At 68.6% G+C, this 25,180-nt stretch carries 25 protein-coding genes and 1 pseudogene; 21 read left to right on the top strand and 5 right to left on the bottom strand.

The window, feature by feature from the left end; genetic code table 11:
* The 5 genes from WEB06_04500 to WEB06_04480 form a co-directional block, all read right to left on the bottom strand.
* Nucleotides 1-1,028 (bottom strand): alpha/beta fold hydrolase (locus WEB06_04500; GenBank protein MEX2554873.1); only part of this gene is annotated, 1,028 nt, incomplete at its 3' end.
* Nucleotides 1,025-2,005 (bottom strand): diiron oxygenase, encoded by a 981-nt coding sequence (locus tag WEB06_04495; GenBank protein ID MEX2554872.1) that lies wholly within the window; start codon nucleotides 2,003-2,005, stop codon nucleotides 1,025-1,027. The genes WEB06_04500 and WEB06_04495, both read right to left, overlap by 4 nt.
* Nucleotides 1,983-2,840 carry a M24 family metallopeptidase gene (locus WEB06_04490; GenBank protein ID MEX2554871.1) on the bottom strand — a complete coding sequence of 286 codons (858 nt, stop codon included), beginning with the start codon at nucleotides 2,838-2,840 and terminating at the stop codon, nucleotides 1,983-1,985. The genes WEB06_04495 and WEB06_04490 overlap by 23 nt, the downstream gene beginning before the upstream one ends.
* A 34-nt stretch (nucleotides 2,841-2,874) precedes the next feature.
* On the bottom strand, nucleotides 2,875-3,024 hold the full coding sequence (locus tag WEB06_04485) for a hypothetical protein (GenBank protein ID MEX2554870.1): 150 nt from the start codon (nucleotides 3,022-3,024) through the stop codon (nucleotides 2,875-2,877).
* Nucleotides 3,025-3,030: 6 nt separating this feature from the next.
* A complete protein-coding gene (locus WEB06_04480) occupies nucleotides 3,031-3,480 on the bottom strand; it encodes a universal stress protein (GenBank protein ID MEX2554869.1) in 450 nt (149 codons plus the stop codon).
* 191 nt (nucleotides 3,481-3,671) lie between these two features.
* Here WEB06_04480 and WEB06_04475 point away from each other — a divergent pair.
* The 21 genes and pseudogenes from WEB06_04475 to WEB06_04375 form a co-directional block, all read left to right on the top strand.
* Nucleotides 3,672-4,436, top strand: a pseudogene (locus WEB06_04475) (ABC transporter ATP-binding protein).
* Nucleotides 4,437-4,540: 104 nt separating this feature from the next.
* Nucleotides 4,541-5,290, top strand: a complete 750-nt coding sequence (locus tag WEB06_04470) for an ABC transporter permease (GenBank protein MEX2554868.1) — start codon at nucleotides 4,541-4,543, stop codon at nucleotides 5,288-5,290.
* 3 nt (nucleotides 5,291-5,293) lie between these two features.
* On the top strand, nucleotides 5,294-6,154 hold the full coding sequence (locus tag WEB06_04465) for an ABC transporter permease (GenBank protein ID MEX2554867.1): 861 nt from the start codon (nucleotides 5,294-5,296) through the stop codon (nucleotides 6,152-6,154).
* Nucleotides 6,151-7,347, top strand: coding sequence for an MlaD family protein (locus WEB06_04460; protein ID MEX2554866.1), 1,197 nt, complete (start codon nucleotides 6,151-6,153; stop codon nucleotides 7,345-7,347). The genes WEB06_04465 and WEB06_04460 overlap by 4 nt, the downstream gene beginning before the upstream one ends.
* Nucleotides 7,344-8,399 carry an MlaD family protein gene (locus WEB06_04455; GenBank protein ID MEX2554865.1) on the top strand — a complete coding sequence of 352 codons (1,056 nt, stop codon included), beginning with the start codon at nucleotides 7,344-7,346 and terminating at the stop codon, nucleotides 8,397-8,399. The genes WEB06_04460 and WEB06_04455 overlap by 4 nt, the downstream gene beginning before the upstream one ends.
* Nucleotides 8,396-9,496 carry an MlaD family protein gene (locus tag WEB06_04450; protein MEX2554864.1) on the top strand — a complete coding sequence of 367 codons (1,101 nt, stop codon included), beginning with the start codon at nucleotides 8,396-8,398 and terminating at the stop codon, nucleotides 9,494-9,496. Before WEB06_04455 ends, WEB06_04450 begins: the two co-directional genes overlap by 4 nt.
* A complete protein-coding gene (locus tag WEB06_04445; protein MEX2554863.1) occupies nucleotides 9,493-10,641 on the top strand; it encodes an MCE family protein in 1,149 nt (382 codons plus the stop codon). Before WEB06_04450 ends, WEB06_04445 begins: the two co-directional genes overlap by 4 nt.
* Nucleotides 10,638-10,760, top strand: coding sequence for a hypothetical protein (locus WEB06_04440; GenBank protein MEX2554862.1), 123 nt, complete (start codon nucleotides 10,638-10,640; stop codon nucleotides 10,758-10,760). Before WEB06_04445 ends, WEB06_04440 begins: the two co-directional genes overlap by 4 nt.
* Nucleotides 10,748-11,779, top strand: a complete 1,032-nt coding sequence (locus tag WEB06_04435; protein MEX2554861.1) for an MCE family protein — start codon at nucleotides 10,748-10,750, stop codon at nucleotides 11,777-11,779. Before WEB06_04440 ends, WEB06_04435 begins: the two co-directional genes overlap by 13 nt.
* A 10-nt stretch (nucleotides 11,780-11,789) precedes the next feature.
* The gene (locus WEB06_04430) at nucleotides 11,790-12,938 is read left to right on the top strand and encodes an MCE family protein (GenBank protein ID MEX2554860.1); all 1,149 of its coding nucleotides are present in this window, start codon (nucleotides 11,790-11,792) and stop codon (nucleotides 12,936-12,938) included.
* On the top strand, nucleotides 12,938-13,495 hold the full coding sequence (locus tag WEB06_04425; protein MEX2554859.1) for a hypothetical protein: 558 nt from the start codon (nucleotides 12,938-12,940) through the stop codon (nucleotides 13,493-13,495). The genes WEB06_04430 and WEB06_04425 overlap by 1 nt, the downstream gene beginning before the upstream one ends.
* A gap of 49 nt (nucleotides 13,496-13,544) precedes the next feature.
* A complete protein-coding gene (locus WEB06_04420) occupies nucleotides 13,545-14,528 on the top strand; it encodes an ATP-binding cassette domain-containing protein (GenBank protein ID MEX2554858.1) in 984 nt (327 codons plus the stop codon).
* Nucleotides 14,525-15,337, top strand: coding sequence for an ABC transporter permease (locus WEB06_04415; protein ID MEX2554857.1), 813 nt, complete (start codon nucleotides 14,525-14,527; stop codon nucleotides 15,335-15,337). The genes WEB06_04420 and WEB06_04415 overlap by 4 nt, the downstream gene beginning before the upstream one ends.
* Before the next feature lie 110 nt (nucleotides 15,338-15,447).
* Entirely contained in the window at nucleotides 15,448-16,842 is a 1,395-nt protein-coding gene (locus WEB06_04410) for an ABC transporter substrate-binding protein (GenBank protein ID MEX2554856.1), read from the top strand.
* Between the two features lie 13 nt (nucleotides 16,843-16,855).
* Complete coding sequence (locus WEB06_04405) at nucleotides 16,856-17,728, top strand: branched-chain amino acid ABC transporter permease (protein ID MEX2554855.1); 873 nt, start codon at nucleotides 16,856-16,858, stop codon at nucleotides 17,726-17,728.
* Entirely contained in the window at nucleotides 17,725-19,563 is a 1,839-nt protein-coding gene (locus tag WEB06_04400) for a branched-chain amino acid ABC transporter ATP-binding protein/permease (protein MEX2554854.1), read from the top strand. Before WEB06_04405 ends, WEB06_04400 begins: the two co-directional genes overlap by 4 nt.
* Nucleotides 19,560-20,435 carry an ABC transporter ATP-binding protein gene (locus WEB06_04395; protein MEX2554853.1) on the top strand — a complete coding sequence of 292 codons (876 nt, stop codon included), beginning with the start codon at nucleotides 19,560-19,562 and terminating at the stop codon, nucleotides 20,433-20,435. The genes WEB06_04400 and WEB06_04395 overlap by 4 nt, the downstream gene beginning before the upstream one ends.
* Nucleotides 20,432-22,156 carry a CocE/NonD family hydrolase gene (locus WEB06_04390; GenBank protein MEX2554852.1) on the top strand — a complete coding sequence of 575 codons (1,725 nt, stop codon included), beginning with the start codon at nucleotides 20,432-20,434 and terminating at the stop codon, nucleotides 22,154-22,156. Before WEB06_04395 ends, WEB06_04390 begins: the two co-directional genes overlap by 4 nt.
* Nucleotides 22,153-22,812, top strand: coding sequence for a TetR/AcrR family transcriptional regulator (locus WEB06_04385; protein ID MEX2554851.1), 660 nt, complete (start codon nucleotides 22,153-22,155; stop codon nucleotides 22,810-22,812). Before WEB06_04390 ends, WEB06_04385 begins: the two co-directional genes overlap by 4 nt.
* Nucleotides 22,809-23,756 (top strand): alpha/beta fold hydrolase, encoded by a 948-nt coding sequence (locus WEB06_04380; protein MEX2554850.1) that lies wholly within the window; start codon nucleotides 22,809-22,811, stop codon nucleotides 23,754-23,756. Before WEB06_04385 ends, WEB06_04380 begins: the two co-directional genes overlap by 4 nt.
* On the top strand, nucleotides 23,753-25,180 hold a 1,428-nt coding region (locus WEB06_04375; GenBank protein ID MEX2554849.1), incomplete at its 3' end, for a long-chain fatty acid--CoA ligase. The genes WEB06_04380 and WEB06_04375, both read left to right, overlap by 4 nt.

Below are 25,180 nucleotides of genomic sequence, written 5' to 3'. Positions count from 1 at the left end.
ATGTCCGCGGCGACGACCTCCGCGCCGCGCTCCGCGAACGCCAGCGCCGTCGCACGGCCGATGCCGCTGCCCGCACCGGTCACGACGACGAGGTGGTCGGCGAACGGCTTGCGGCTCACGCCCGATCGCGCACGCCGGAGCGCCCGGGACGCAGGCGCTCCCTCGATGTGATCGACGAACTCCTGCACCATGCGCGCGACGACGTCGGGGTGCGTTCGCGGTACCCAGTGCTGCGCGCCGACGCGGCGACGCCACAGCTTCGGCGCGAACGCGTCGAGATCGTCGAGCAGTGCGGGAGTGACGTACGCGTCTCGCGTCGGGACGATCACCTGGACGGGGACGTTGGTGTGCCCGTCCCGTGACGCGCGCACGCGCGGGAAGAGGTTCGTTCGATACATCGATACACCGCGCCCGGCGTCCGAGCCGAGGGTCGCAGCCGGATGACCCTCACGGAGCTGCACCCGCTCGAACCGTCGCAGGTATCCCGGGAACCGTCTCGGGAAGCCGTGGCGCATCGCGAGTCGTGCCAGCGGTCCGTGGAACGCCCACACGTACCACGAGCGAATCCCTTGCCTCGCGAGCTCGCCGAAGCGGCCGGACCGCAGCCGCCGGCGGACCCACGACTTGACGTGATCCAGGCTCGGACCCGAGATCGTGGTGAACGATGCGATCCGCGCCGCGATCGCCGGCGTCGTGACCGCCTCCCATGACTGGATGCTTCCCCAGTCGTGGCCGACGACGTGCACCGGCCGGCCGGGGCTGACGGCGTCGATCACCGCAGCGAGGTCCTCCGCCAGCCGTTCCAGCGCGTAGCCGCGCGGGCCGCGCGGGGCGCTCGAGTCGCCGGCCCCACGGACGTCGTAAGTGACGACGTGATACCGGGCCTGCAGACGCTCGACGACTTCGTCCCACACGCGGGAGGTATCGGGGAAGCCGTGCACGAGCACGACGGTTGGAGCGGTGTCGTCCCCGTGCTCGCGGACGGCGAGCGAGACGCCGCGGGAGTCGACCCTCCGCTCGGTCGTCACGCCGCCGATCCCGCCGGCGGCTTCCAGATGTGGAACGCCTTCCAGATCGGTCGGTTGAGCCGGTTGATGAGCTTCAGCTCGTACGCGAGGCTCCGCACCTTGTCGAGCGACGCGCTCACCTCGGCGCGGGCATCGGGGTTGTTGCGGTAGACCTCGTCGATGACCTCGCTCGGGATCTTGAAGCGCCGGATCATCGCCGGCGACGGCGCGAGCATCTGACGCGCCATGATGCCGAGGATCATCGGGATCGCGATGCCGACGATCTGCCGGCGGATCCAGCCGACACGCGGGATCCTCCGGCGGAGGTAGTGGCGCGCGAAGCTCAGGTGCCGGGCCTCCTCGGCGACGTGGATGCGGATGATGCGCTCGACGAGCGGATGAAGCACGTCGCCGCGAGCGATCATCTTGCGCTGCACGTGGTCGATCGGATCCTCGCCGCCGAGAACGAAGAAGAAGAACAGTCCGGGGAACCAGCGGCCGAGCGGCACGACGGCGGGGGCGATCAGGCTCAATCCCTTGGGCAAGCCGGGGATCGGCATTCCGGTCCGGTTCACGAACTCCTGGAACATCATCCCGTGGTGACCTTCCTCGATCACCTCGTGGTACACGTACCGGAACTCGCTGGAGCCGTTCGGGAGCGGCAGCGCGTACGAAAGCAAACCCCGCTTCAGGAGATTCTCGAACTGCACACCGATCTTCATCGCGGTCGCCACACGCCAGAGTCCGATCTGCGCACGGATGTCAGGGGGCTGGCCTTGGTACCAGGGATGTCCGCCCAGCGGATCGATCGGCGGCAGCACCCAGCGCTCGTCGTTCGGATCGATCGACATCTCGGGCGCGTCCCAGTCGATGTCGATGTAGGGCTCGTAGTGCTTGTCGACGGAGGCGAGGGAAAGCCGGTCGATGAGTCGTTCGTACGACCGCTTGTCGGCGACGCTCTGCTCTACCTCGCGGTCAAGCTCTTGCGGTTTCCTCATGGGTCGGCACCATCCAGCGCCGCACGTGCGGCAGGTCGTCGTCGAGCCAGAACGCGTCGTCGTCGGTGACCACCATCAGCTCCTCGAACTTCACGCCGACGCCGCGGAAGCCGAGGTGCGGCTCGACCGCCCACATGCCGGGGACGGGCTCGTGGTCCGAGCGGTGTCCGCCGGCCCACAGCGGGGACCAGCCCTCACGCAGCCCTTCGGCGAGGCTCTGCCCGAGCAGCCGCAGACTCCGGTTTCCGAACCCCGCGACGATCGTCTTCGGCCCGGGATTCCGCACGTGCCAGACTTGGTGCGCGAGGACCTTCCCCGGGTAGACGTGATGGGCGGGCTCGTAGCCGTGCTTGGCGGCGAGCACATCGACGGCCTCGTAGATCTCGGAGAACGGCCGGCGCTCGCGGACCTGCTCGAGGATCAGCGTCCGGTACTCGGCGAGGTCGTCCATCATCCGGTCCCAGATCGCGTTGGCGCCGAGACACCCCGCGTAGCCGATGTCTGACGTGTAGCCGCCCATCACCGGCGCGACGTCGAGGATGTAGGGCATCCCCTCCTCGAGCTTGCGGGTGGACGGGAAGAACTTGAAGGGGTTCCGCATCCCTTTGAGCGTCGTGCGATCGCCGAACCACGCGAACGGCGTGTGGAACCAGTCCTCCACTCCATTGTCGAGGAGCCAGCGCCGGATCCGTCCGGCGGCCTGGCGCTCCGTGATCCCCGGGCGCAGCGCGGCTCCCACCTCGCCGACGCATGTGTAGGCGAGCTGCTGAACCTCGCGGAAGCGCTCGAGATCCGAGGGAGAGATCGGGGGCTGGATGGACCGCGACGACTTCATCATCGTAGACTGTAACAGTTCGTAATGGTACCGGTCAAACCGGGGGTGTGCCCTGCTCGCGACGCCGGATCTCGTCCTCGACGGCTTCGTGATAGTCGTCCTTGAGCTTGCGGTACTTGCCGTACAACGCGAGCGCGACGTAGGCGGTGGAGAGCACGATCAGCACCACCCATACGGTCGTCATGTCACGTCACGGGAACGTCTTGATGATGAGGACGTCGCAGGGCGCGTTGTGCGAGACCTTGTTGGGGACGCTGCCGAGCAGGAATCGGGTCGGGCCGGTCATGCCGCGGTTTCCGACGACGATGAGATCCGCGTCCTCGTGCTCGGCGACCTGGATGAGCGCCTCCGCGGCCTCACCCTGTTCCGTGAGCATCCGCGCTTCGACCCCCTCCTCGGCGGCCGCCGTCTCGCCCTTCGCGATCGCCTCGTCGGCGATCGTCGAAGGGGTGAAACGCCACGAGATCTCCTCGGGCGCCTCCTCCCGCCAGCGGTTCACTGTGCCTTGGTCGAGCGCGCCGTACGCGCACACGACGAGGAGCTCGGCGCCGAAGGACTTCGCAAGGCGAGCGGCCTCCCGGACGCTCTTCAGCGACGGCGCGGAGCCGTCGGTGCCGACGAGGATGCGTCGGTAGCTCACCGGCCGACGATAACCGTCGTTCCTCGTCCCCGTCCAGCCCCCGCCGATGGGTGTGCCTTGACGGTTCGGAACACCACGAACGAGACTGAGGCCTCACGCCGGGTGGCGGAAATCTCCCTTTCGGATGGGGTGAGATGGCGCGAGCAGTAGAGGTACGCAGGGTCAAGAAGGTCGACGCCGCACCGGTACAGATCGACGCGGCGATCAGCATCCGCGGGCTCACCAAGTCCTTCGGGCCCCAGACGATCTTCGAAGACGTGTCGATGGAGATCCCGAAAGGCCTCGTCACGATCGTGCTCGGGCCCTCGGGGACGGGAAAGAGCGTCTTCCTGAAACACCTCGTGGGTCTGCTCAGGCCCGACCGCGGCGAGGTCTGGGTGGACGGCCAGAACATCCCGGCGCTGCGGGAACGCGCCCTGTACGACGTGCGCAAGAAGTTCGGCGTGCTGTTCCAAGACGGTGCGCTCTTCGGATCGATGTCGCTTTACGACAACACGGCGTTCCCGCTCCGCGAGCACACCAAGAGATCCGAAGGCGAGATCCGCAAGATCGTGATGAGCAAGCTCGAGCTCGTCGGGCTGATCGGCGCGGAGCGCAAGCTTCCCGGCGAGATCTCCGGCGGCATGCGCAAGCGCGCCGGGCTCGCGCGGGCGCTCGTGCTCGAGCCGGAGATCATCTTGTTCGACGAGCCCGACTCGGGCCTGGATCCGGTGCGCACCGCGTTCCTCAACGAACTCGTGCTCGACCTCAAGGACAAGCTGGGCGCGACGATGATCATCGTCACGCATCACATCCCGAGCGCGCGACAGATCGCCGACTACATCGGACTGCTGTTCCGCCGAAAGCTGGTCTCGTTCGGTCCGGCCCAGGACATGTTCGATTCGGAGAACCCCGTGGTGAAGCAGTTCCTCGCCGGGGCAACCGAGGGACCGATCGGCATGAGCGAGGAGAAGGACCGGCCCGGCGAAGCCGGCGGCGGGGACGGTTCCTGATGGCGCGCGCAACAGGCCTGTTCGGCGGGGGCGGCGGGATCCCGGGCTTCCGCAAGCTGCAGGGCTTGATGACCGAGACCGGGCGCATGTTCGCGCTCACCCTCGACGCGTTCCGCGTGATGTTCCGCCGCCCGGTTCCCTTCGAGGAGTTCGTGCGCGTGTCGTGGTTCATCGCGAGCGTGTCGATCATCCCGGTCATCCTGGTGTCGCTCGCGTTCGGCATGGTGACGGCGCTCCAGGTCGGGGGTGTGGCGCGGCAGCTCGGCGCGCACTCGCAGACCGGCGCTGCGATGGTGCTCGCCGTCGTGCGCGAGGCGGCGCCGATCGCCACCGCGCTGCTCATCGCCGGCGCCGGCGGCTCGGCGATGACCGCCGACCTCGGATCGCGCAAGATCCGGGAGGAGATCGACGCGATGGAGGTCCTCGGCGTCGACACGGTGCACCGTCTGGTCGTGCCGCGCATCTGGGCCATGATGTTCGTCGCCGTCCTGTTGAACGGGTTCGTGAGCGTGGCCGGCATCGGCGGCGGGTTCCTCTTCAACGTGCTGCTGCAAGGAGGAACGGCCGGGGCTTACATAAACTCGTTCAACCTCTTAGCCCAGCCGTGGGACCTCTACTTCGCGCTGATCAAAGCGGCGATGTTCGGGCTCGTCGCGGCGATGGTCGCCGTCCATATGGGGCTCAGCGCCAAAGGCGGCCCGAAGGGTGTCGGCGACGCGGTCAACCGCGGCGTCGTGCTCACCTTCATGCTCATCTTCTTCGTGAACATCATCTTCACGCTCCTCTACTTCCAGCTCATCCCTCAGAAGCTGGCCTGAGCGATGGCCGTCGCCGAGCGCGCCCTCCCCAACCCCCTTTCGTTCGGCAGGTACCTGTTGCGGCGCGTCACCGGCGGCCTCGAGGCGCTCGGCAAGCAGATGTCGTTCTTCGGACGGGTGATCGCCGACTGCGTCCTGGTGGTCCCCCGCCACCCGGGTGAGGTGCTGCGTCTGGTCGGCGATATCACCTGGGGATCGGGCGCGCTGATCGTCGGCGCCGGGACCGGCGGCGTGATCTTCTTCATGTCGTTCATCACGGGTGGCCTGGTCGGCATCGAAGGTTTCAAGGGGCTCGAGCTGATCGGCGCCGAGTCGTTCTCGGGATTCGTGTCGGCGTTCGGCAACACCCGCGAGATCACGCCGATCATCGCCGGCGTGACGCTGGCCGCGCAGGTCGGCGCGGGCTACACCGCGGAGCTCGGCGCCATGCGGATCAACGACGAGATCGACGCCCTCGAGGTCATGGCCATGCCGACGCGCCGTTACCTCGTCTCGAGCCGCGTCGTCGCGGCGCTCATCGCGATCACACCCCTCTACCTGATCTCCCTGTTCGCGTCCTACCTCGCGACCGAGCTCGCCGTCGTCCGCCTGCAAGGCCTGTCGGCCGGGACGTTCAGCCACTACTTCAACCTCTTCCTTCCGCCGATCGACGTGCTGTACTCGCTCACCAAAGCCTGGGTGTTCGCCGGGTTGGTCGCCCTGATCCACTGCTACTACGGCTACAACGCGAGCGGTGGCCCCGTCGGGGTCGGTGTCGCCGTCGGGCGAGCGATCCGTACGAGCATCGTCACCATCAACATCGTCAACTTCGCGCTGTCGGCCTTGATGTGGGGCGTGCGCGACACCGTCCGGATCGCCGGATGAGCCGCCGCAAGAACATCCTGCTGGGCTTGATCACGCTCGCGGCGACGGGCGCTTTCGGCATGTACGCGATCAACGGGCTGGGCGGCCGAACCGGCGGGCCGTTCCAGGTGGAGGTCACGTTCGATCACGTCGGGCAACTCCTCCGCGTCACCGGAGACGTGAAGCTGCGCGGCGTGCTCGTCGGACAGATCCACGAGATCGAGAAGCACATCAACGGCGCTGCGGTCGTCACGCTCACGTTGCAGCCGAGACATCGGATCCCCGCCGATGTGTCGGCGTCGATCCGCGGCAAGACGCTCTTCGGTGAGAAGTACGTCGAGCTGATCGACCCGCCCAAGCCGAGCGGGACGCTGCTCGAGCCCGGCGATGTGATCCCGGAGAGCCGCACCATCCCGCCGCTGGAGATCGAGGAGGTCCTCGACTCATTGCAGCCGCTCCTCGACGCCGTGGATCCCGGTGCTCTCGGCGGTTCTATCGGCGCGCTCGCCGAGGGGCTGACCGGCCAGGAGGACGAGGCTCGCCGCGCGATCGACAACACCCTCGCGCTGCTCACCACGCTCGGCGCGAGCCGCGACGACCTCGACCGGCTTCTCGCGGGGGTGGACGAAGGATCGGACGCGCTCGCGCGCGCGACACCGGACTTCCTCGCGGCGCTGTCCGACCTGGACATCCTTGCGCGGGCGCTGATCGAGAACGCCGACGATCTCCGCAGGGTGCTCAACGACGCGCCGGACTGGCTCGACGTCGCCGCGGCCCTGGTCGAGGACCGGTACACGGATCTGGTCGACCTGTCGGTCAAGGGCGCCGACGTCCTGGACCTCGTCGCGTCGCACGCGTCCGAGCTGCCGGCGGCCATCGCGGCGCTGAAGCGATTCACGCAGTCGTGGGTCACGAACCTCAGCTCGCCGTGCGAGAACGCCGACGGCGTGAGCGTCGGCGAAGCGCACCCGGAGCTCGCCGGATCGACGTGCTGGCAAGTCTGGGCGCTGACCGCCGAGAAGAACCGGGCCCCAGGCGGGTACGGTCCCGAGCAGCCGATGCCGGGCGGTTCCGCCGTCGCGGCCGCCGCGTACACGGCGCAGCTGCGCCAGCTGCTCGGACTTCCCTTCGGCACGGCGCCGAGCCCGCTCGCGACGCTGCTGCACCGGCCGATCCGCGACGCGCGCGGTCTGATCCCGGAGGCGCTGCTGTGAAGTTCCGGTCGGCCGCGATCAAGCTCTTCATCTTCGCCGCGTTCACCGGCGCCGTGACGATCATGCTGGCGTCGGTCATCGGGAACTTCTCGCCCTTCCGCTCCCGGTACTCGGTGGCCGCGGTGTTCGACGACGTCACCGGCCTCCTCAAGGCGGATCCGGTCACGCTCGCGGGCGTCACGATCGGCAAGGTCAAAGGAGCGAAGGTCGAGAAGGGGCTCGCGGTCGTCGAGTTGTCCATCGACTCGGGCGTCAAGCTGCCGAGGACGACGACGGTCGAGGTGCGGTACCGGAACCTGATCGGCCTGCGGGTCGTGAACCTCGACCCCGGCGAGGGGCAGCCGCCCTACCTCGAGGAGAACGAACGGATCCCGCTCGAGCAGACCCAGGGCCCGCTCGATCTCGACAAGGTCTTCAACAACCTCAAGCCGCTGCTTACCGGATTCAACGCATCGGACCTGAACACGTTGTCGAAGGCGCTGGTCGTGAGCTTCGCCAACCACAAGGACGACATCGACGCCGTGCTCGCCGACACCGCGACGTTCTTCGGCGCGCTCTCGGGCAAGGGCGCGGAGCTCGGCTCCTTGATCTCCAACGTCGCTACGGTCGCCACGGCGGCGGCCGGCGAGCGTGAACAGCTCCAGCGGCTGCTGGCGTCGCTGGCGAGCGTGAGCGAGACCCTCGCCGGCAACTCCGGCGAGCTCGACCGGGTCCTGACCAATCTGAACACGGTGACCGGAGATCTCGGCCGCCTGATCAAGAACAACCGCGCCTCGCTGGAGCAGGACATCGACGACCTCGCCGAGGTGCTCCAGATCGTGCTCGAGCATCGGGTCGATCTGACCCAGGTCCTGAACCACCTCGACGACCAGCTCCGCGCGACGCTGCGGGCGATGTCCTTCGGCGAGTGGGGCAACCTCTACGTCTACGCGCTGTGCGTGCGGGAGCTGTCCCCCACCTGCGACAACGGCAGCAGCGCCGGCGCCTCGCAGATCTCCGAGGAGCGGGGCATCGACACCCTCTTCGCCGGAACGACGAGGGGCGTGCGATGAGGTCGTTCCGCGAACGCAACCCGATCCGGATCGGCGTCGCGTCGATCGCCGTCCTCGCGGGCTTGCTGTTGCTCACCTTCTACTTGAAGAAGCTGCCCTTCGTCTCCAACACCTACGCGCTCACCGCCGAGTTCGCCGACGCCGCCGGGCTGGGCCCCGACAACGAGGTGCGGGTCGCGGGCATCAAGGTCGGCCGCGTGACCGACGTCAAGCTGGCGGCCGACCGCGTGATCGTCTCGATGGACATCAACGACGGCGTAGACATCCCGCGGGATTCGAAGGCGGAGATCTCGCTCAAGACGATCCTCGGAACGAAGTTCGTGACGATCTATGCGACCGGCGACGCCGAGCCGTACGAGGACGGCAGCCGCATCCCGCTCGCGCAAACGTCGATCCCGTTCGAGATCTACCAGATCGCCAACGCCGCCGTGGATCTCCTGACCGACGTCGACGGCGCGCAGCTCAACGACGCGTTCGACGCGCTCGCCGACCTGACGGTGGACCCGAACCGGAACCTGGCCCGCACGGTGGAAGGCGCGGCCGACGTGCTCGGAACGCTGGCCGGAAAGCGGGAAGCGATCGACACCGTGATCCAGAAGGGCCGCGAAGTCTTGGAGTCGCTGGACGAGTCGGCGCCGGAGATCCAGGCGATCCTGCAGCACACCAACGCAGTGATGGAAGTGCTCGCCCGCCGGCGGTCGACCGTGCAGAGCCTGCTCCGGAATACCGAGCTTCTCGCCGTCCAGCTCGGCGGCTTACTGAAGGAGAAGCGACCGGAGCTCGACTCGATCCTGAACGACCTGCACGCAACGTTGAAGATCGTCGACGCCAGCTTGGGCCAGGTGGAGGAAGCCCTGCGAGTGCTCGGCCCATCGACCGAGGCCTTCGCGCGCATCGCGTGGAACGGCCGCTGGGCGAGCATCTGCACCATGGCGCTCCGTGCCTCCCTTCTCCCGTCGCCGCTTCCGGGGGAGATCGACATCGGAACCGGCACGGCCGGTGGCCCGAACGGGCCGGTTGACTGCGGCAACCTGACGGGCTCGGGATCGGCGAGCGCGGGCAGCGGCACGTCGATGCGCGGAGGGGTGCGACCGTGATCCGGGCGACGCGCATCCGGCTGCTCGCCCTCGCGATCGCCCTGTCGTTCGCCGGCGGCACGCTCGCGATCGCCTTCCCGCGCGAGCGCAACGAGCAGGTCCGGGTCACGGCCATCTTCCCGAAGACGATCGGCCTGTTCGTGCAGTCCCACGTACGCGTCCTCGGCGTCTCGATCGGGCGCGTGGAATCGGTCGAGCCGCAGGGCGACACCGTCGCCGTCGTGATGCGCCTCGACGCGCGTCGCAAGATCCCGGCCGACGTCAAAGCCGTGATCGTGCCGATCTCGCTGATCGCCGACCGCTACGTCCAGCTGACGCCGGTGTACGAGTCGGGTCCGAGACTGGGAAACGGCGACGTGATCGGGATCGAGCGGACCGCGATCCCCGCGGAGCTCGACGACGTGCTGGCGCAGCTAAAGAAGCTGCTCGACGCGGTCGAGGCGGGAACCGCCGACAACCCCGAGTCGATCGGCGAGGCTGTGCAAAATCTCGCGGCCGCGCTGGCCGGGTCCGGCGACGACTTCGCGCGGCTGCTCGACGGCGGCGGCGAGCTCGCCGGCTCGGTGGTCTCCAACGCGACCGAGGTCGACGCGATCGTCGGCCATCTCGCGCGACTCGCGTCCGCGCTCGCCGAACGACGGGGCGACCTCGCGCAGCTCAACACGCGGATGGCGCAGGCGCTCGGCGCGATCGCTTCGGAGCGGGACGCGCTCAACGGTGCGCTCGCCAACGCGGCGCTGCTGACCGAGCAGCTCGGTTCGCTGATCAAGGAACACCGGCCGGCGCTGGAGGCCGACCTGACCGTCCTGGCCAAGACCACCCAGGTCGTCATGGCGCACCAGGACTCGCTCATCCGGACGCTCGAGTGGGTGCACGTGCTCGCCGACGCCGCCGAACACTCACATAACGGCGGCGCGATCCACCGAGAGCCGGGCGCGCCGACCCACATCGACGTCCGCGACGAGCACCTGTTCTCTTGTCCCCCGCCGCTGCCGACGGCGGTGTGCCTCGCGCTGGGCTTGACCGGCGGCTCCGTCCTCGGCCTCGACCTGCCGGCCGCCCCGCCGGCGGCCCCCCCCCCGCGCGCGCGGGGCCCGCCCCCGCGGGCGAGCCCGCCGCGCCCAAGGCCGGACCGGATCCGTTGAACCTGCTCAACCTCCTCCCGCGCATCGATGTGCCGTCGCTGGGCGGCACCTCGACCGGCGCGCCGGTGCCCGGCGGGGTTCGCGGGCTGCTGAGCGGCGCGCTCGGGTGGATACTGTGAAGCGGTTCGCGCTCGGCCTCGCGGCCGCGGCCGTCGCCGTCACCTCGCTCGGCGCCTGCGTGCTCGGCGGCGGAGGCAAGATCTCGGTGGACGCGATCTTCAAGGACATCGGAGACCTGCCGCGCTTCTCCAACGTCCAGTCCTCCGACGTCGTGATCGGGATCGTCAGCGGCATCCGGCTCGAGGGCTACAACGCCAGGGTCACGCTGAAGATCGACCCGAAGGCGGAGATCCCGAGCAACGCGATCGCATTGGTTCGTTCCACGTCGCTGCTCGGCGAGAAGTTCGTCGACCTTCGCGCACCGGAGGCCGAACCGGCCTCGACCGAGCCGCTGCGCGACGGTGATGTGATCCCCGTCGAGCGAACGCGACGGCTGCCCGGGGTCGACGACGCGTTCATAAAGCTCGGCCGCATGCTCGACGGCGGCAACGCGGCGGCGCTGGCGAGCGTGATCCATTCTTCGGCGACGATCGTGAGGGACCGCGAGGAGCAGCTCGGCCAGATCTTCACCGAGCTGCGGAACCTCTCGGGCGTGATGGCCGTCCGCGCGCCCGACCTCGCCGACGCGATCACCAGCCTGGATACGGCCTTCAGATCCCTGGCATCCGGCGCGGATGTCATCACCCGGGTGATCGGCTCCTCCGCCGACGCCGTGTCGATCCTCGCCGACGAGCAGGGGAACCTGGAGCGGCTCGTCGGGTCGCTCGACCGTGCCACGCAGGTGCTGGCCCGATACTCCAAGGCGACGGTCGCCGACTCGGATGCGGCGCTGAAGGACCTGCGCACCGTCCTCGACGAGGTCATGACCGCGACCGGGGACCTGGAGCTGGCGCTGACGGCGCTCGCCTCGTTCACCGACCTGTGGCCGAAAGCGATCCCGGGGGACTACGTCCAGCTCGACATCGTCCTGACGCTCGTCGAGGAAGGGCCATCGGGCGCCGGCAGCAACGCCGCCGGCCTCCGAGAGGTCACGCGATTGCAGAAACTCGCCGAGCTGCTCTGGGGAACGGTCCGATGAGGAGGGGCCGATGAGGCTCACGCGACGCGTCGTCATCAACACGATCGCGTTCGGCGTGCTCTCGCTCGTGCTCATCGTCGTGATGGCGTTCCAGGTCCTGCCGACCGTCTTCGGACGCAGCTACTCGATCTTCGGGATCTTCTCCGCAGCCGGCGGCGTCGCGACCAACCAGGAGGTTACCTACCGCGGCGTGCAGGTCGGGCGGGTGGGCGAGATGACGCTGACCGACCGGAACGTCCGCATCGAGCTGATCATCGAGGCCGGTCATCGGATCCCTCGCGACGGAACCAGCGCGCGGGTGCTCTTCAAGAGCGCGGTCGGCGAGCAGTTCGTGGACATCCTGCCCGAACAAGTGGGCGCGCCGTTCTTCGAGGAAGGGGACACGATCCCGCTCGAACGCACCTCGATCCCGATCCAGATCGAGGACCTCCTCCGCGAGCTCGACGCGGTCCTGCGCTCGATCGATCCGCAAGCGCTGGGGTCGCTCATCAACGAGCTCGGCGCCGGCCTGACGGGGCACGGCGACGACCTCAAGAACGTGATCCTGGCACTCGACACCTTCGCCCAGATCGGCGCCGATCGGCGCGACGAGCTCGCCGGCATCATCGGTGACGGCGCCGACATCCAAGACTCCTTCAACTCGACGCGGGAGGACTTCGTCCGCGCGCAGGAAGCGGCGCGCGCCGTGCTCGCGACGCTCGTCGCCCGCAAAGGCGACGTGCAGCGGACCGTCGAAGCCACGCGCGACCTCGGCACAGAGATCATCGCGCTGCTCGATCACCGTAAGCAGGAGCTCAACCAGATCCTCGCCGACCTCGGCGACGTCGTGCGGATCTCCCACGCGCATATGGGGGATCTCGACAAGACGCTCACCTACCTCGGGCCGTTCCTCACCGACGCGGTGGCCGCCTACGACGCGCCGTACTTCGTGTTCAACCTGCTCTCCAACGACGAATCGCCGTCGTGCACCTACGATCCGAGCAGCCGGCCGGTGCGCTCCGTCACCGATCCTCCCGAGGAACCGGAGACGGACTTCGCTTGCCGGCCCGGCGGGGTCGGCTCCGCTTCGGCATCGAGCTCGACGATCTCGCTCTCGCCGGCGCTCCGGGCGCAGCTTGACCGGATATCGTGGTTGAAGCTGTTCACCCTCGGATATTGATGAACACAGACGCACAGACGTTTCGTACCGGCGGGCCTCCGCCTTTGCCGCCGTCGCCGCGCTCGCAGACCAGGCTGGCCCTGGCGATCCTCGTCGTCATCCCTACCGCCATCCTCATCGCGCTTATCCTGGCTGCGGCCGTGCTATTGGCTCGGTCCGATCCCATGGAGAGCGCTCGAGCCGAGGTGCTCCAGACGTCGCAGCGGTTCGCGGTGTTGCTGACGACCTACAACGCCGACACCCTGGCCGCCCAGCGCGAGGACGTTCTGGAGCTCGCCGCGGGCCGGTTCCGCACCGAATACACGACGCTCACCGGCGCCGACTTCCTCGCCGCGTTGCAGGAGCGGCAGGCCGACTCGAAGGGCCGGGTCTTGAAGATCGCGATCACGTCGCTCGAAGGGGACGACGCCGAGGCGCTCGCGCTCGTCGAGGTCACGACGAAGAACAAGGACCTTCCCACCCCCCGCGTTGAGCAAAACCTCATCGAGCTTTCGCTCGTCCGCAGCGGCGGCGGCTGGCGGATCGCCGCGGTGTCGATCATCGGCACGATCGGCTGACCTTCAGAGCGGAAACGCACCTCACACATCTCCGATAGGGTGCCCATCCATGGAACCCACCGCCATCGTCGTCGACGATCTTGCGAAGCGGTACGGAGACGTCGTCGCCCTCGACGGGATCAGCCTGCAGGTCCCCACCGGCACCGTTTTCGGGCTACTCGGCCCCAACGGGGCCGGGAAGACCACCGCCGTACGAGTCCTCACAACGCTCATCCATCCCGACCGCGGACGCGCGTCGGTCCTCGGGCATGACGTCGTCAAAGAGGCCGGCGCGGTGCGCAGGTCGATCGGCCTCGCCGGCCAGTTCGCCGCCGTCGACGGGAACCTGACGGGCCGCGAGAACCTGCGCCTGATAGGCAAGCTCACCCACATCCCCAAGGAGCAGATCCGCGCGCGTAGCGCCGATCTGCTCGAGCGGTTCGGCCTCGCGGACGCGGCCGACCGACCCGTGCGAACCTATTCGGGCGGGATGCGACGGCGCCTCGATCTGGCTGCCGCGCTCGTGCACCGACCGCCCGTGCTCTTCCTCGACGAGCCTACCGCCGGGCTCGACCCGCTCAGCCGGTCCGACCTGTGGGAGATGATCCGCGAGCTCGTTGCGGATGGGACCACCGTGCTCCTCACCACCCAGTACCTGGACGAGGCCGATCGGCTGGCCCACCGCATCGCCGTGATCGACAGAGGTCGCGTCATCGCGGATGGGACCCCCGCGGAGCTGAAGGGCAAGCTCGGCGACACCGTCGTCGAGATGGGCTTCGGCGACGAGTCGACCGCTGCGCGTGCGCAAGCGGTCCTCGGCCCGCACACCCCAGAGCTGGAGGGCTCGCTCGTGCGACTGAGCTCGAGTGAAGGCCCGCGTGTTCTCGTCGACGTCCTGCGGCGCCTCGACCGCGAAACGCTCGCGCCGGCGTCGCTCGCCGTTCGCGAACCAAGCCTGGACGACGTGTTCCTGGCTCTGACTGGGCATCACGCCGAGGAGGAGCCGGCGGCGACCGGAGGGCGGCCCGGCGCTCGCGCGGGAGGTGCGGCATGAGCGCGACCACCGAGTCCCTCGCCGGCGAGGAGCCCTCGGGCCTCGGCCGCATCGCGCAGGGCGTGTCGGACACGCTCGCCGTCGCACAACGCAACCTGATCGCGCTCTTCCGTACGCCGCAGCTCCTCGTGTTCTCGACGATCCAGCCGGTTATCTTCGTACTGATGTTCCGCTACGTCTTCGGCGGCGCGATCCAGGTGCGCGGGGTTCCCTACGTGGACTTCCTGATGCCGGGGATCTTCGTCCAGACCGTCGTGTTCGGAGCGACGGGGGCCGCGGTCGGTCTGGCGACCGACCTGAAGAGCGGTCTCCTGGAGCGCTTCCGTTCCCTGCCGATGGCGCGCTCGGCGGTCCTCACCGGACGCACGCTCGCCGACCTCGGGCGCAACGTGTTCGTCGCCATCCTCATGGCGTCGGTCGGGTACTTGGTCGGGTTCCGGATCCACGGCGGCGTGCCGGCCTTCCTGCTCGGGATGCTCATCGTGCTGCTGTTCGGGTACGTGCTCTCTTGGGTGTTCGCGTCGCTGGGCCTTGCGACCGGCGACCCCGAGTCCGCGCAAGCCGCGGCTTTCCCCGTGATCGCCCCGCTCGTTTTCGCCTCGTCCGCGTTCGTCCCTGTTGACTCGATGCCGGGTTGGCTCCAAGCGTGGGCTAACAACCAGCCCGTCTCGGTCGTGATCTCGGCGGTCCGAGCGCTGGTCCTCGGGCTGCCGGCCACGTCGCTCGTGCTGCAAGCCCTGGCGTGGTGCGCCGGCATCCTGCTGGTCTTCGTGCCGCTGGCGGTACGCCGCTACCGATCTGTCACCTAGTTCCGGCGCCGCAACCCTTGACCCAGCCAGGCAACCCGGTGTATATGAACGTTTGTTAACCTGACTTGCCCGGGTTCCTCCCCGGGCCGGACGAGCAAGGGGGCGGGGCTGTGACGCGGAAGCTACCCATCTGGCTGGTCACGCTCGCTATGACCGGTGTCGCGTGTAGCGGCGGCGGAGCCGCAGGTCGCAAGGACCAGGCCGCGCCCACCGTGAACATCACCACGTCGCCCTCGGCAACCTCGACCCTTCCCGGCGCATCGTCTTCGCCGAGTCTTAGCCCCGGTGCCGTTCCGAACAAGGGTTCCGGCTCGAAGGGTGGCGGCGGCGGTATCACGGTACCCACCGGGTTCCCGATCCCCAACCTGTTCACGGCGGCCGAGAACACGATCGGCTTCTCCAACGACAAGATCGTGATGTGCACCCACGCCGCGCTGTCGCTCGCGGCGGTTTTCCAGGTCAACGCGGACGACCTCAACGCGTACTGGCGGTACGTCAACGAGGAGCTCGGCGGGATCTACGGCCGCAAGGTCGAGATGCACTACGCCGACGACAACTACGGGAACACCGCCGGCGACGTTCCCCAGGCGTACAACGAGTGCAAGGCGCGGAAGCCGTTCATCATGCTCGGCGGGATCGGATTCGATCAGATCCCCGGCGTTCGCACCCTCGCCGAGCAGGACCACCAGCTCTACATGCATCACATCGCGCGCGAGGACTTCTCCAAGAAGTACAGCTTCTCGTTCTTCCCGAGCGTCGAGACCGCCGGCCGGCGCGCCGCCCAGTGGGTCCTGCACCAGCACAAGGGCAAGAAGGTCGGGGTGGTCTACCGGGCGAGCGAGAACTGGGAGCCGGGGCACGCGACGTTCAAGGACGAGATCGCGAAGAACGGCGTCGGCCTGGCCGCCGACCTTCCCGTCGACAAGAACGACACCATCTACTCAACGCAGATCAGCACGCTGAAGAACCGCCAGGTGAAGGTGGTCTTCCTCTGGGAGAACGCGCTCACCGCGATCGAGATCATCAGGCAAGCGAAGAACCAGGGCTTCCACCCGCAGTGGGTCATCTTCCCGTTCAACCTCATCACCGGCACCTTGAAGAGCGGCACCGTGAGCCCGATCCCGATCGAGGGGATCGCGATGTGGCCGGCCTACCGTCCCGGACACACGGGTGGCAGCTATTCCTCTTACGCCTCGGAGATCAAGCTGTTCGAGGCGAAGCACAAGAAGTACGCGTCCGGGGGGCGTGACGACATCACCTGGATGACCTGGCTCGGGTGGAAACAGATGCACTCGATGCTCCTCGCGTGCGGAAAGGATTGCACCCGCAACCGGCTTGTCGGCCTGTTGCAGGCGAACCTCGTGAAGCCCGTCATCGGGGACTGCGGCTTCGATTTCAGCCGGAACGGACACGTCGGCGGATTCGACGTGAACATCTTCCGAGCCGAGATGGACGGAGGGTCCGCCGGCTGGGCCAACATCGCCCTCTGCAAGCGCAGCTTCTAGCCGAGGCGAGTCCATGGGCGAGACGATCGTCATCGGGCTCGCGAACGGCGGGGTATACGGCCTGCTCGCGCTCGGGATCGTGCTGGTCTACAAGGGCTCGCGCGTTCTCAACTTCGCCCAGGGCGAGCTGGGAGGCTTCGGCCTCTACATCGCCTGGCTCCTGATCGAGAAGGTGGGCATGCCGTGGATCGCCGGGGCCCTGGTCGCGATCCTCGCGTGTGCGGTGATCGGCGGGATCTTCGAGCGGATCGTGGTCCGGCCGATGATCGATGCGCCACGGCTCGGGGTCACAGTCGCCTCGATCGCGCTCTTGCTCTTCCTGACCGGCCTCGAGCTGAAGATCTGGGGCACCAGCCCGCAGATCCTCCGCGCGCCGATCGAGGGCTTGGGCCCGCAGATCTTCGGATTCTTCTTCAGCCCCACCCGGATGCTGGCGCTCGGAGCCGTCATCGCGATCGGGCTCGCACTCGCGGTTTTCTTGCGCCGGACCGACTTCGGGCTCGGCGTCCTGGCCGCCTCGCAGGACTCGGCGGCGACGCGGCTGATGGGGATCCCGCTCGCGCGCGTTTCGTCGTTCACCTGGGTCTCGGCCGGGGCGCTCAGCGCGCTCGCCGCGCTGCTGATCGTGCCGACCGTCGGTGTCATCAGTCCCGGACTCATGACCAGGCTCTTCATCCCCGGCCTCGCCGCCGCGCTCCTCGGCGGTCTGACGAGCCTGCCGGGGGCGTTCGCCGGCGGCCTCGCCATCGGCGTCATCGAGTCGACCGTCGGTTACGTGTTCGTCGACAGCACCTTCCCCGGCGTGGACACGGTCGCCGTCATGCTCGTGATCATCGCCGTGCTCGTGATACGGCCGCAAGGCATGCTGGGAAGGGCCGTCGCGTGAGGATCTCCCGGCGCGGCCTGCGGATCCTGTTGCTGCTGGTGGCCTTCGCGGCGATGCCGCCGATCCTCGGGCGGGCGGCACCCGGCGTCCTGTCCGACACCCGCGCGCTCCAGCTCGGGATCGCGGTGTGCACGGCCGCCGCCGCGCTCTCGCTCAACGTTCTGATGGGGTACGCGGGGCAGATCTCGCTCGGGCACGGCGCGTTCTTGGGCATAGGCGCGTTCGCCAGCGGACTGGTGACGGCGCGCGGGCCACAGGCTCCGTTCGTCGTCGGGCTGCTCGTCGCGGCGGCGGCCGGAGGGCTGTTCGCGTTCGCGCTCGGCATCCCGGCGCTGCGGCTCAAGGGGCTGCATCTTGCGATCGTCACCGCAGGGTTCGCCTTCATGATGGAGTTCTCGTTCTTCCGCTGGACGCCGCTGACCGGCGGTTCCTCGGGGATCGAGCTGCCGAGGCCGCGAGCCGGGACCTTCGCGTTCCTCGAGAACGCGGACTACCTGTCGGTGCTGTTGGTGCTGTTGCTCGGGATCTGGCTGCTCGACCGGAACCTGTTCCGCTCCAAGCTCGGTCGCGCGTTCCTCGCCATCCGGTGGGACGAGCCCGTCGCCCAGTCGTTCGGCATCGACGTCGCCCGCTACAAGCTGATCGCCTTCGTGATCGCCGGCGCGCTGGGCGGCATCGCCGGCTCGATGTACGGGCACCTGATCCAGTTCGTGTCGTCGGTGTCGTTCGACTTCAACTTCTCGCTGTTGCTCGTGATCATCGTCGTGGTCGGCGGGCTCGGCAGCCGTACCGGCGTGCTGGTTGCGGCGCTCGCGTTCGCGTTCATGCCGCGCGTCCTCTCCGCGCTCCGCGGGTGGGATCTGCTGATCGGCCCGCTGCTCCTGATCGACGTGGTCGTTCGGAACCCCAAAGGTCTCGGGGCCGCGATGCGCGAGCGTGCGATGAAGCGCCGCGCCAAGACGAAGAAGGGCGTCGTGGCCACCGTTCACGAGCAGTCGATGCCGAAGCTGCCGTCGATGCCCCGGCCGACCGGCTTGCCCGAGCGGCCGGCGATCCTGGCGGGAACCCCATTGCTCGAGGTGCGCGACGTCTCCGTCCGGTTCGGCGGGCTCCAGGCGCTCGAGGGCGTGTCGCTCACCGTCCCAAAGGGCAAGATCGTCGGCCTCATCGGACCGAACGGCGCCGGCAAGACCACGTTCTTCAACGCGATCTCCGGCGTCGTCCGGCCACAGCAAGGACGGATCCGCTTCCTCGGGCAGGACATCACGACTCGGCCGCCGCACGAGCGCGTCGGACTCGGGATCGGGCGGACGTTTCAGCTCATCGGCCTGGCGAAAGACCTGACCGTCCGCGAGAACTTCTTGCTCGCGCAGCACCTGCTGGCCGGCTACGGGCTGACCCAGGCGATGCTGGCGCTCCCCCGCGCGAACCGCGTCGAGCGCGAGCTCGAGGAGCGGGCGACGCAAGCGATCGAAGCGTTGGGGTTCGAGCGCTACCGCGACACGCCGGTGGCGAGCTTGTCGCACGGGCAGCAGCGGATCGTCGAGCTCGGCTGCGCGCTCGTCACCGCGCCGGATCTTCTTTTGCTGGACGAGCCGTCGGCCGGCATGTCCCCCGCCGCGGCGGAGAGCCTCGCCGAGCGGCTGCGCGACATCCGCGACGACCTCGGCCGCACGGTCCTCCTGATCGAGCACAACATCCCGCTCGTGCTCGACGTCTGCGACGAGATCTCGGTGCTCAACTTCGGCCAGCTGCTCGCGTCCGGGACGACCGAGGAGATCGCGCGCGACCCGCTGGTGCTCGGCGCATACTTCGGCGAGGCGGTGCCGGCTTGAGCGAGCGCCCGGTCCTGCTCGAGGTCGAGCACCTCGAGGCCGGGTTCGGCTCTCAGCCGGTTCTGCACGGCGTCTCCTTCCGCGTGTTCCAGGGAGAGGTGGCCGCCGTGCTCGGTCTTAACGGAGCCGGCAAGAGCGTCACGCTCAAGACCGTCGGCGGCGTCCTGCAGGCCTGGGCGGGGCACGTCCGTTTCGAAGGCGTCGACATCACGACGATGACCCCGGAGAAGCGCGTCGCCCTGGGCATGGCGCACGTGCCGCAAGGCCGCCAGGTGTTCCCCGATCTCACCGTCGAGCAGAACCTGCGCATCGGCGCGTACGTGCTCCGACGGCGAGATCTGCGCCGCTACGCGTCGGTGCTCGACGGCGTGCTGGGGCGGTTCCCCGTGCTCGCCAAGCGACGGTCGCAGCCGGCCGGCACGCTGTCGGGCGGCGAGCAAGCGATGCTCGCAGTCGGGCGCGCGCTGATGTCGGAGCCGAAGCTCGTGCTCGTGGACGAGGCGTCGGCCGGGCTCGCGCCGATCGCGGTGCAGTCGCTGTTCGAGACGCTGCGCGAGGTGAACCGGTCGGGCGTCACGATCCTGATGGTCGAGCAGAACGTGACCTTCACGCTCGGGATCGCCGACCGCGCGCACATCATGCAGCAGGGCACGATCGTCTACGACGGCGATGTCGCCTCGCTCGATCAGGAACGGGTCGCGTCGCTGCTCGGGATCGGACGGCTGCTGGGACGCTCGGTGGCCGCCGCGGCCGAAGGACGGCGCGCGGCGACGAACGGCAAGCCGGCGCGTACCCCGGCTGGGAAGAAGCGAGCGCCGGCGAAGCCGCGCGCGAAGGCGGGCACGACAACTCGTAAGAGGAAGGCGACATGACAACCCGTGTGATCCTCGAGCGCGATGTCCCGTGCACGCTGCGCGACGGGACCGTGTTGATGGCCGACGTCTACCGGCCCGACGACGACGAACGGTATCCCGTGCTCCTGCAGCGCACGCCGTACGACAAGACGTTCTTCCCCTTCACGTGGGGATGCGCGGACCCCACCAAGCTCGCGAGCTTCGGGTACACGGTCGTCATCCAGGACTGCCGGGGGCGGTTCCAGTCGGGCGGCGAGTACGTCCCGTACGCGAACGAGGCCGAGGACGGGCACGACGCGGTGCAGTGGGCCGCGGAGCAGCCGTGGTCCGACGGACGGGTCGGCATGTACGGCGCCTCCTACATGGCCGGCACGCAGTGGCTCGCCGCCTCGACGGCGCCGCCGGCGTTGCGCGCGATCGCGCCATCGACGTCCCCGAACGACATGCTCGAGCAGCAGGTGAGACGCGGAGGCGCGATCCAGACCGGGCTGCTCCTCAGCTGGGCGCTGGCCGCCACACCGCACGACCTGATCCGCAGGCTCGGCATCTCCCCCGAGCTCTTCCAAGAGCTGCCGGCGCTGATCGACGACATCGACGACTTCGAGACGTGGGCGAAGCACCTGCCGCTGCTCCCGTTCCCGCCGATGGAGCAGCGAAGCCCCACGTTGTCGTCGTGGCTCGGTGACGTCCTGCGTGAGGACCGCACGCCCTTCCACGAAAAGGTGTCGTCGGCCCATCGCCATCCCGACATCGCCGTCCCCGCTCTGCAGATCGCCGGCTGGAACGACCTGCTGCTGCAGTCGGACCTGGATCACTTCGTCGCGATGCGGAGCGAGGCCGGGAGCGAGGACGCGAGGAGGTTGACGAGGCTCGTCGTGGGTCCGTGGGTTCACGCAACGTTCACCGGCTTCGTCGGCGAGCGCGACTTCGGCTTCCGCGCCGCCGGGATCTTGCTCGACCTCCGCGAGGATCTGACCGGGCTGCATCGCCGCTGGTTCGACGCGCGCCTCAAGGGCATCCCGAGCGGGATCGACGAGGAGCCGCCGGTGAAGCTGTTCGTGATGGGACGCAACCGGTGGCGCAACGAGGACGAGTGGCCGCCGACTCGCGCAAAGACGCAGCGCTGGCACGTGCACGCATCGGGTGCTCTATCCCTGCGGCCGCCAGAGGCCTCCGAGCCGTCCAACTTCACACTCGACCCGGAGAACCCGGTTCCGACGCACGGCGGCGCCCTGCTGATGCCCGGCCAGTACATCCGCGGGCCGCGCGAGCAGGCGCCGATCGAAGCCCGGCCGGACGTGCTCGTGTTCACGTCCGAGCCGCTCACGGAGGACCTCGAGGTGACCGGCCGGGTGCGGTTCTCGTGCTGGATCGCGGCCGAAACGGTCGACACCGACGTCGTGGCGAGGCTCTGCGACGTCGGCCCCGACGGCCGCTCCTTCAACGTGATGGACGGGATCCAGCGCGCCCGTTTCCGGGACGGCCTCTACGACCCGAAGCCGCTCACCCCCGGCGAGCCGACACCGATCGAGGTCGATCTGTGGTCGACCTCGTACCTCTTCCTCGCCGGTCACCGTATCCGGCTACAGGTCTGCGCGAGCGACTTCCCGCGCTTCGACCGCTGTCCCGGCTCGGGCGAGTCGTCCACGGTCGCCAAGCATGTGCTGCCGCAGCGTAACAAGCTGTTCCACGATCCCGCGCGGCCTTCGCACGTCGAGCTTCCGGTGGTGGCACCGTGACCCCCGAGCGCCCCCTCCGCGTCGTGCAGGCGGCCGCCAACGGCGCCGAGCACGGGAACGGGAACGGCGGCGGGACCGCGTCGCGGATCGAGGGTGCCGCTCTGGAGCTCTTCTTCGAACGCGGCTACAAGAGCACGAGCATGCGCGACATCGCGCAGGCGCTCGGCATCACGGCGGCGGCGCTCTACAACCACTACCCCTCGAAGGATCAGATCCTGTTCTCGATGGTGCAGCGCCTCCACCAGGAGCTCGAGACCGCGCTCATCGCAGCGCTCGAGGATGCGGGCGACGATCCGCGCGACCGCCTCGCAGCGCTGGCGCGCGCGCACGCGATGATCCATACCCAGTACCGCAAGGACGCGCACGTCGCGAACAGCGAGATCTTCTCGCTGCTCGAGCCCGGCCGCGGAGAGATCGTCGCCTCACGGCAACGGATGCGCGATGCGTTCCACGAAGAGATCGTCGAGGGCAGCCGCCGCGAGTTGTTCCGGGTCGACGACGCGGTCGTGACGACGTTCGCCATCATTAACATGGGGATCCGGATCGCGGAGTGGTTCGTACCCGGTGGGCGGCTCGCAGCCGAGGAGGTCGCCGGGATCCACGCCGACCTGGCGCTGCGCATGGTCGGGGCGAAGCCGAAGCGCGGGAAGCGATGAAGCGGGCCGCAGCGGCGGCAATGCTCGCGCTCATACTCGGCGCGATGGTGCCGGCCGCTGCAGAACACGTCGAGGGCGACGTCTGTCCGGTCGAGCCCTCGCGCGATTTCCCGGCCGGTTTCGCGATCCCGATCGACTATCAAGCAGATCTCTGCAAGGACGCCTCGCCGCACTGGCAGGACCTCCACGTCGGCGGCTGGGGCGGAGGCGAGTGCGTCCCCGGGCATAGCCCGCGTGTTCCCGTCGTACTCGTCCACGGGAACACGAGCGACGCGTGGTTCTGGCGAGCCGAAGCGGAGAGCGGCGACGGATCACTCGTCAACGTGCGCCAGAAACTCTTAGACGCCGGGTATTGCGCGAACGAGCTGTGGGGGATCAGCTACGCGGGCGAGGCCTCGCCGCGCGGCTCGTACGGCTCGGGTTACACCACGTACGTCGACATCAACGCCGAGGAGACCTACGAGTTCCTCCGCGCCGTGATGAGCTTCACCGGCAGCGAGCAGGTCGACGTCGTGGGCCATTCGCTCGGTGCGACGCTTGTTCGCAAGGCCATGTTCCTCCACCGGAACGATCCGGAGGCTTCGAACCCGTACTCGTTCGTGCGGCGTGCGGTGATGATCGCCGGCGGGAACCACGGGACGACCGGCTGCCGGCTCGGGACGATCCATCACCTGAACCACGTCTGCGAGGAACACGACCCGGGAAGCCCGTGGCTCGACGAGCTGAACTCGATCGGCGAGAGTCCTGGGCCGACGGAGTGGATGTCGATCTGCGACTGCTCCGGGCTCGTCGACTCGGGTTATCTGCTGATCGACGCGGAGAGCCCGCTGCTCGCGGGATCGATCCAGATGCGGCTCACGTATACCGGCCACGTGATGCTCGCACGGGGTCAGATCGGCGTGGACGCGTACCTGCCGTTCCTGCTCGAAGGGAACCCGGCGTGACCTTCCCGTACGAAAGCGTCGGGTTCTGGCTCGCGCGCCGAGCTTCGTTGACGCCCAGCCGCGTCGCCATCCAGACGGCCGAAAGGTCGTTCACCTACGCGCAGCTCGACGACCGAGCAGCTCGGCTCGCGGGCGTCCTCGCGGCGACCGGCGCCGGGCCCGGCGACCGCGTCGCGGCGCTGCTCGCGAATGGGAACGAGTACGTCGAGGCGCTGTTCGCGTGCGCGAGGCTCGGCGCCATCCTGGTCCCGCTCTCTCAGCGGCTCGCGCCCGCCGAGCTCGAGTTCATGGCGAACGACTCGGGCAGCACGGTCCTGATCTACGGCCGGGAATGGACGCATCTCGTTGCGGAGTTCCGGCGCGGAACGGGCCTGAAGGCGGCGTTCGTCGTCGGCTCTGGGTCCGACCCTTCGTACGAGGAGGCGCTGCGGTCCGCCGATCCGGTCGTCGAGCCGCGCGCCGTCTCGCCCGACGACGTGCTCGCGATCTTCTACACGTCGGGGACCACGGGGCAGCCCAAGGGCGCGATGCTCACGCACGGCAACTTCTTCTGGACGAACCTGTGCATGATCCTCGCATTCGGATTCTTCCAGGATGAGCGCACGCTGGTGATCCTGCCGATGTTCCACGTCGGCGGCTGGAACGCGAACGCGCTGGCGACGCTGTGGAACGGCGGAACCGTCGTCGTGGCGCCGAGCTTCGACCCCACGGGAACGCTTCGAACGATCGAGGAGCAGCGCATCACCTCGATGCTCGGCGTGCCGACGATGTACCAGATGATGGCCGACGATCCGGGCTTCGCGGGCGCGGATCTTTCGTCGGTACGAGCGTTCCTGTGCGGCGGGGCGCCGCTCCCCGTGCCGCTGATCCGGCGGTACCAGGAGCGCGGGCTCGGGTTCATCCAGGGCTACGGTCTCACCGAAGCCGCGCCGAACTGCCTGCTGGTCCCGCCCGAGGACGCGGAACGTAAGGCCGGCGCGGCCGGGCGGCCGTACTTCTATGCCGACGTGCAAGTGGTCGACGGTAACGGAGAGCCCGTCCCGCCCGGAGGAAGCGGCGAGATCGTCGTCGGCGGGCCCGGCGTGATGAAGGGCTATTGGAACCGGCCCGAGGCAACGGCCGAGACCCTTCGGGGCGGATGGCTGCACACCGGCGACGTCGGCCAGATCGACGACGAGGGCTACATCACGATCGTCGACCGGGTGAAGGACATGTACATCTCCGGCGGAGAGAACGTGTATCCCGCCGAGGTCGAGAAGGTTCTCGCCGGACACCCGTCCGTCGCCGAAGCCGCCGTGATCGGCGTGCCCGACGACCGGTGGGGTGAGGCGGGACGCGCGATCGTCGTCCTACGCGCCGGATCCACCGCCGACCCCGCGGAGATCCAGCGCTTCTGCGCCGAGCGGCTCGCGAGGTTCAAGGTG

It is taken from the genome of Actinomycetota bacterium, assembly GCA_040905475.1.
GTDB lineage: Bacteria > Actinomycetota > AC-67 > AC-67 > AC-67 > DATFGK01.
This window is presented reverse-complemented; position numbering and strand designations above follow the sequence as displayed.

Excerpts from the sequence above, each read along its gene's own strand:
- WEB06_04495 (MEX2554872.1), bottom strand. The coding sequence starts at position 2,005 with ATGAGGAAACCGCAAGAGCTTGACCGCGAGGTAGAGCAGAGCGTCGCC.
- WEB06_04490 (MEX2554871.1), bottom strand. The coding sequence starts at position 2,840 with ATGAAGTCGTCGCGGTCCATCCAGCCCCCGATCTCTCCCTCGGATCTC.
- WEB06_04485 (MEX2554870.1), bottom strand. The coding sequence starts at position 3,024 with ATGACGACCGTATGGGTGGTGCTGATCGTGCTCTCCACCGCCTACGTC.
- WEB06_04470 (MEX2554868.1), top strand. The coding sequence starts at position 4,541 with ATGACCGAGACCGGGCGCATGTTCGCGCTCACCCTCGACGCGTTCCGC.
- WEB06_04465 (MEX2554867.1), top strand. The coding sequence starts at position 5,294 with ATGGCCGTCGCCGAGCGCGCCCTCCCCAACCCCCTTTCGTTCGGCAGG.
- WEB06_04460 (MEX2554866.1), top strand. The coding sequence starts at position 6,151 with ATGAGCCGCCGCAAGAACATCCTGCTGGGCTTGATCACGCTCGCGGCG.
- WEB06_04450 (MEX2554864.1), top strand. The coding sequence starts at position 8,396 with ATGAGGTCGTTCCGCGAACGCAACCCGATCCGGATCGGCGTCGCGTCG.
- WEB06_04430 (MEX2554860.1), top strand. The coding sequence starts at position 11,790 with ATGAGGCTCACGCGACGCGTCGTCATCAACACGATCGCGTTCGGCGTG.
- WEB06_04425 (MEX2554859.1), top strand. The coding sequence starts at position 12,938 with ATGAACACAGACGCACAGACGTTTCGTACCGGCGGGCCTCCGCCTTTG.
- WEB06_04420 (MEX2554858.1), top strand. The coding sequence starts at position 13,545 with ATGGAACCCACCGCCATCGTCGTCGACGATCTTGCGAAGCGGTACGGA.
- WEB06_04415 (MEX2554857.1), top strand. The coding sequence starts at position 14,525 with ATGAGCGCGACCACCGAGTCCCTCGCCGGCGAGGAGCCCTCGGGCCTC.
- WEB06_04405 (MEX2554855.1), top strand. The coding sequence starts at position 16,856 with ATGGGCGAGACGATCGTCATCGGGCTCGCGAACGGCGGGGTATACGGC.
- WEB06_04390 (MEX2554852.1), top strand. The coding sequence starts at position 20,432 with ATGACAACCCGTGTGATCCTCGAGCGCGATGTCCCGTGCACGCTGCGC.
- WEB06_04380 (MEX2554850.1), top strand. The coding sequence starts at position 22,809 with ATGAAGCGGGCCGCAGCGGCGGCAATGCTCGCGCTCATACTCGGCGCG.